A 5,011-nucleotide genomic window follows, 5' to 3' on the forward strand; every position below is an offset into this window, starting at 1 on the left:
GTACAGAGCCGGAGAGGGCCGGGGGATCCGAGCATGGCCGATGCCGGGCCCGGCTCCGGGCGACACCGCCGCGCGGGCCCTGGTGATTCCGTCCCCCGGCCGAGCCCCGGCCCCACCCCGCCCTGGACCGGCCTTGCGGGATACGGGCCCGGGACCCTCAGGTCCCTCGGAGCGCTCCTCTGAGCCCCATGGGCCGGGCCGGGCCCATGAAGGCCTCTCGGGGCTCGTCACGGCCCTCGCAGAGCCCTCCACGGCCTCTCAGGGCCTCTCAGGGCTTCAGAAGGCAGCCGCCCATGCCCCGGACGCCCGGAAAGCCTCCACAGCCGCCCACAGCCGCCCAGAGCCCTCCGGAGCCGTCCGGAGTGCTTCACGCGCTCGGCAAAGCCCTGTCCTCCAAAGGCGATCTCCCGGGCCGGCCGGCCCGTAGACTGACGAGAATGGAGGACCACACGGCCGCCGGGATCGGTGTACGTCCGGCGCCCGCTTTGCGGGAGTACGTCGACTCGTATGTCGGCTTCGACCTCCGCGGATTCCCGACGGGGGTGCACTGCGGCCCGCCGGGCCGCGCGCTCACCGCGGTGATCAGCCTGTCGGATCCCTTCGAGGTGGCGGGCGTTGACGAACGGTCACCGGTCACCCGATTCGGCAGCGTGGCCGGGGGTCTGATGCGCCGGTCCGTCGCGATTCACCACGACGGACGCCAGCAAGGAATTCGGGTGTCGCTGACACCGCTCGGGGCCCGGGCCGTCTACGGCGTGCCCGCCGCCGAGCTCGCCCACCGGCTGGTCCCACTGGACGAGCTCCTCGGACCGCTGGCCGCCGAGCTGGTCGACCGGCTCCGATCGGCGACGACATGGGCGGCGCGGTTCACCGCGCTGGACGAACTGCTCCTGCGGGCTGTCGGCCGTGGCGCCTGCGGCGACCCCGTGCGCCGGGTGCGCCCCGAGGTGGCCGAGGCGTGGCGCCGTCTCGTGGCCGCGCGGGGTTGCGTCCAGGTCGGTGCGGTCGCCGCGGAACTCGGCTGGAGCCGCCGGTACCTGACCGATCGGTTCCGCGGTGAGGTGGGCCTGTCCCCGAAGACCTTCGCCCGGGTCCTGCGCTTCGAGCACGCGCACGAACTGGCGGCGGCGCGGGACCCGCTCCCGTGGAGTGATGTGGCCACCGCCTCCGGTTATGCCGACCAGGCCCATCTCGTCCGGGACTGGCGCGAGTTCACGGGCAGTTCGCCGACGGCCTGGCGTCGCGGCGAAGTCCTCCTCGGAGCCGGGTAGCCGCCACCCGTCCGCCCTTCGCGCCGGCTTCTCTTCCCATTCCTTCAAGACCGCCCGATCGCTGTCGTGGACGATCGTCGGCATGAGATTCGTCAACCACGAACGCAATGCCGCGGACCTGCGGACCACCCCCGTGCACCTCGGACTGGGATCCAGCGCGAAACCCGTCGAGGGTTTCACCTGGGACCCCGAGGCGCTCCAGGCCTACAGCGCCGCGACCGCAGCGGACGGCGCCGAGGGCCGGATCGTGATGATCTTCGACGGCGACGGGCCCGGCGACCACTGGGAGAGCCACCCAGCGGGCGACGAACTGGTCGTATGCCTCAGCGGGTCCGTGGCCGTGACCCGTGTCGTGGACGGAGTGACCGAGCGCGTTCTGCTCGTGCCGGGCCAGGCCACCGTCAACCCGGCCGGGGTGTGGCACGCGGTCGACATGGAGGGGCCGACGTCCATCCTGTCCATCACCGCGACCCTCGGCACCGACCACCGTCCTCGGAGCGACACCCGCCCGGCCGAACGCGTCGGGGCGTCCGGCCCGGAGGAAGCGCCGTGACGACACGCCTCGCGTGCCTCGGCGACAGCCTCACGCGCGCGCAGTTCAGCGCCGACTACCTGGATCTCCTCGGACGACGGCAACCGCCCGGTGACGTGCAGCCCGCCCGCTTCGGCGTCAACGGCGACTTCGCCTACAACCTCCTGCAGCGCCTCGACGCCGTCGTCACCAACCCACCCGACGTGATCACCGTGTTGATCGGGAGCAACGACGCCCGCGCAAGCCTTGCCGGCTACCCCGTCGAGCGGGCCGTGAAGCGCAAGAAGCTCCCCACTCGCCCCTCGGCCGACTGGTTCCGGCAGTGCCTGGAAGCCGTCGTCGCCCGGCTGCGAGCGGAGACCGACGCGGCGATCGGTCTGCTGTCGCTCCCGGTGCTCGGCCAACAGCCCGACGGAGCGGCGGCACAGGCGTCGAAGGCGTACAGCCGCATGATCGCCGAGGTCGCCGCCGCCCACGAGGTGGCCTACCTGCCACTCCACGAGCGCCAGATCGAGGAACTGCGCCGAGCGGACCCGCCGCCGATTCCGTACCGGGAGGCCACGCCCGCAGCGACCATCGGCGTCCTCGCCCAGCACGCACTGCTGCGCCGCAGCCTCGACACGATCTCGCGGCGGCGGGGTCTCCTGCTCACAACCGACCACATCCACCAGAACAGCCGCGGCGCCGGCCTCATCGCTGAGGTCATCGACGCCGGTCTGCTGACCCGAAGCGCGTAGCCGGTTCCGGCCCCCGGCCGGTCGGGCCGAAGCGCCGGCCACGGGCGCAGGTCGCGGCCCCGTCCCGCCGTTGCCGAGTATGGGCAGTCGCCTTCCGTTCCGGCTGTTCCGCCCGGCGGGGCCTACAGCTCGAACTCGACGTGTTCCAGGTCGGTGTACTCCACCAGCAGGCCCTGCGCGCGCCGCCCCTGGTCCTTGAAGTAGATCTCCTGCAGTCCCTCCGCGGCGATCTGCCGGAGCTGCTGCTCGGTGGCCCCGGCCTCCTGGGCGTCGAAGAGGCGGCCGGCGAACTCCGGTGGCAGGGCCACCGTGAGGTGGCGCAGCCTGGCGTCGTCGGTGGTGCCGGGCGCGGCGGTGTAGCCGAACCGCGCCCGCGTGTCGATCATGATGCCGCCGGTGGTGGCGGCGGCCTTCCGGGCCCGCGCCCGGACCTGCGGCTGCCACCGCCTGCGCACCTCGCGCTCCAGGCGGGCGGCGAGTTCGGGCCGGGGCCGCTTCAGCTGGTCGCGTACGTACCTCTCGACGGTGCGTTGGCTGATGCCGAGGAGCCGCGCCACCTCCCCGGTGCGCCCCTTGTACTGCTTGACCAGGTAGCGCATCTGCGCGCCCGCGCTCTTCGGGACGGGACGGGTGAACGCCGTCTGCAGGGCCCCTTCCAGGCCTTCCCCGACCGTGTCCATCGGGCGCTCCCTACTCTCCGTCGTCCTGGGCGGTGATCCGGCCGTCCTTGATGTAGCGGGCCAGGTTCAGGCTGTCCCCGTGCTCTTCGCGCACGCCTTCGGCCCACAGCACGGTCTGGGTGCCCTCGTGCTTGACCATGCCGGGGGAGACCCCGAGTTGGAAGCCGCCCTTGAGGGGCTTGCCGTCCTCGTAGGGGAGGAAGTCCAGCGGGCTCGGCCCGTCGGAAGCGTACACAGCGCAGTCCGACAGCACGGCCACCGGGAAGCGGCCGGTCGCGGCGGCGAGGTTGCGCATCTTGCGGTGCATGTTGACGCGGGTGCGGGAGATGACGGCCGCCCGGATGTCGGGGCGCCACGTCGGCCGCTGGAGCGCGGGCCAGGGCTGGCCGGGACGCCAGCCGCCGCCCCGGGGGCGTTCGCGGAGTTTGCCGATGCCGCCCTTGACGGTCGCCTTGATCGCGGTCAGGACCAGCGCCAGCTCGGGGTCGACCTCCCGGTGACGGGCCATCGCGTCGAGGAACGCCTGCGGCTCCATGCCGGCGGTGACGCCGAGGTCGGCCATCGTGGCGACGTACGCGTCCCGCAGCCGCCCGTACCAGGCGTCCAGGTAGCGGCCGGTCTCCGCACGCAGGTAGCCCTCCAGCGGCTGTACGGACCAGCCGAGCTCCACCGCGTAGGCGACGGTCGGGGTCGCGTACCAGGCGGGCCCCTCCGGGCGGGTCCCGGTCGGGGTGAACGGCGACGGCAGGCGCGGGTCGAGCTCGATGTGCGAGAGGTCGACGAGCCAGCAGCCGGGCACCTTCGGGTCGAAGGCGGGGCGGGACACCCTGGTCGGCGCGCCGAGCCCCACGACGGCGCCGTTCGCACCCGCGGCGAACGCCATGTTCACGTCGATGCCCACCACGTACGGCTTCAGGCACTCCTCGTCGGTGAGGGGCCGCGCCCAGTCGTACGCCTCCTCCAGCAGCATCTCGGCGGGGCCGCGCTGGTGGAAGCGGGGGAGGTGCGCGAGCAGGGGGTGCCCGTCGGGCGCCTCGGGCGGCGCGCAGTCGACGGGCTGCGTGCCGAGCGAGCCGGGGTTGTGCTCGCTGTGGCGGCGTCCGGAGGCGTCCGGCTCGCCGGCCCGGGTCGGCGGGTGCAGGGCGGTCATCAGCTCCAGCCCGTTGACCGCGGTCGAGCCGCGAGGGGTGATGACCCGGGTCGCGTACGTGCCCAGCAGGCGGGCCAGTTCGGCCGGCGGCAGGTCGGCGGCCCCGCCCCAGGAGCGGGCGTCGAGGGCGTCCCAGCCGAGGACGCACAGCTGCACGCAGGAGCGCCGGCCGCCCTGCGCGGGCCGGTAGATCCGGGCCCAGGGGCCGAGGCCGCGCCGGGTGAGCTGCCAGTCGGCCTTGGCGAGCTGCTTGACCACCTTGTGGTCGTCCGGGAGCCGCCCGGCAAGCCGCTCCTGCGGCGAGAGGCGGGCGGGCAGCCCGTAGCGCTCGGCGGCGGCGTCGGTCAGCACGAGCACCGGGTCGGAGTCCCGGCCGTTGCGGTGCAGGCGCGGCGCGCCGAGCATCGCCTCGCCGAGCGCCCACTCGACCAGGGCGGGCAGGGAGGCGGCGGGCACGTCCAGGACGATGCCGCCGACGCCGTACGCGACGACCTGCCGGTCGGAGTCCGCGTCGAGGACGACGAGCGGGCCGTGGGAGAACCGCGCCTCCCCGGCCACGGGGGCGGGCCGGCGCCCGGGCCCGCCCGCAGCGCGGACGGCGGGCCGGGACCCGGACCGGACGTCGGCGGCAGGAGCGGGGG

General features: G+C 74.0%; 5 protein-coding genes. 3 read left to right on the top strand and 2 right to left on the bottom strand.

Annotated elements, in window-relative coordinates:
- Positions 1-437 precede the first annotated feature (437 nt).
- The 3 genes from EF903_RS28610 to EF903_RS28620 all read left to right on the top strand — a co-directional run bounded on the left by EF903_RS28610 (position 438) and on the right by EF903_RS28620 (position 2,540).
- Positions 438-1,271: an AraC family transcriptional regulator gene (locus tag EF903_RS28610; RefSeq protein WP_125547916.1), complete on the top strand. Its 834-nt coding sequence runs from the start codon at positions 438-440 to the stop codon at positions 1,269-1,271.
- 82 nt (positions 1,272-1,353) lie between these two features.
- Complete coding sequence (locus EF903_RS28615; protein ID WP_125547917.1) at positions 1,354-1,824, top strand: cupin domain-containing protein; 471 nt, start codon at positions 1,354-1,356, stop codon at positions 1,822-1,824.
- Complete coding sequence (locus EF903_RS28620) at positions 1,821-2,540, top strand: SGNH/GDSL hydrolase family protein (RefSeq protein WP_125547918.1); 720 nt, start codon at positions 1,821-1,823, stop codon at positions 2,538-2,540. The genes EF903_RS28615 and EF903_RS28620 overlap by 4 nt, the downstream gene beginning before the upstream one ends.
- 122 nt (positions 2,541-2,662) lie before the next feature.
- Here EF903_RS28620 and tpg read toward each other — a convergent pair whose 3' ends face one another.
- Both tpg and tap read right to left on the bottom strand, forming a co-directional pair.
- On the bottom strand, positions 2,663-3,220 hold the full coding sequence (tpg, locus tag EF903_RS28625; RefSeq protein WP_125547919.1) for a telomere-protecting terminal protein Tpg: 558 nt from the start codon (positions 3,218-3,220) through the stop codon (positions 2,663-2,665).
- 10 nt (positions 3,221-3,230) lie between these two features.
- Positions 3,231-5,011: telomere-associated protein Tap (gene tap / locus EF903_RS28630; protein ID WP_260616056.1), on the bottom strand; the 1,781-nt coding region annotated here is incomplete at its 5' end.

The organism is Streptomyces sp. WAC05292 (assembly GCF_003949955.1).
In the GTDB taxonomy this organism is placed as follows: domain Bacteria; phylum Actinomycetota; class Actinomycetes; order Streptomycetales; family Streptomycetaceae; genus Streptomyces; species Streptomyces globosus.

What these genes read in the sequence shown, in the direction of transcription:
- EF903_RS28615 (WP_125547917.1), top strand. Translation starts at nt 1,354, where the DNA reads ATGAGATTCGTCAACCACGAACGCAATGCCGCGGACCTGCGGACCACC.
- tpg (WP_125547919.1), bottom strand. Translation starts at nt 3,220, where the DNA reads ATGGACACGGTCGGGGAAGGCCTGGAAGGGGCCCTGCAGACGGCGTTC.
- EF903_RS28610 (WP_125547916.1), top strand. Translation starts at nt 438, where the DNA reads ATGGAGGACCACACGGCCGCCGGGATCGGTGTACGTCCGGCGCCCGCT.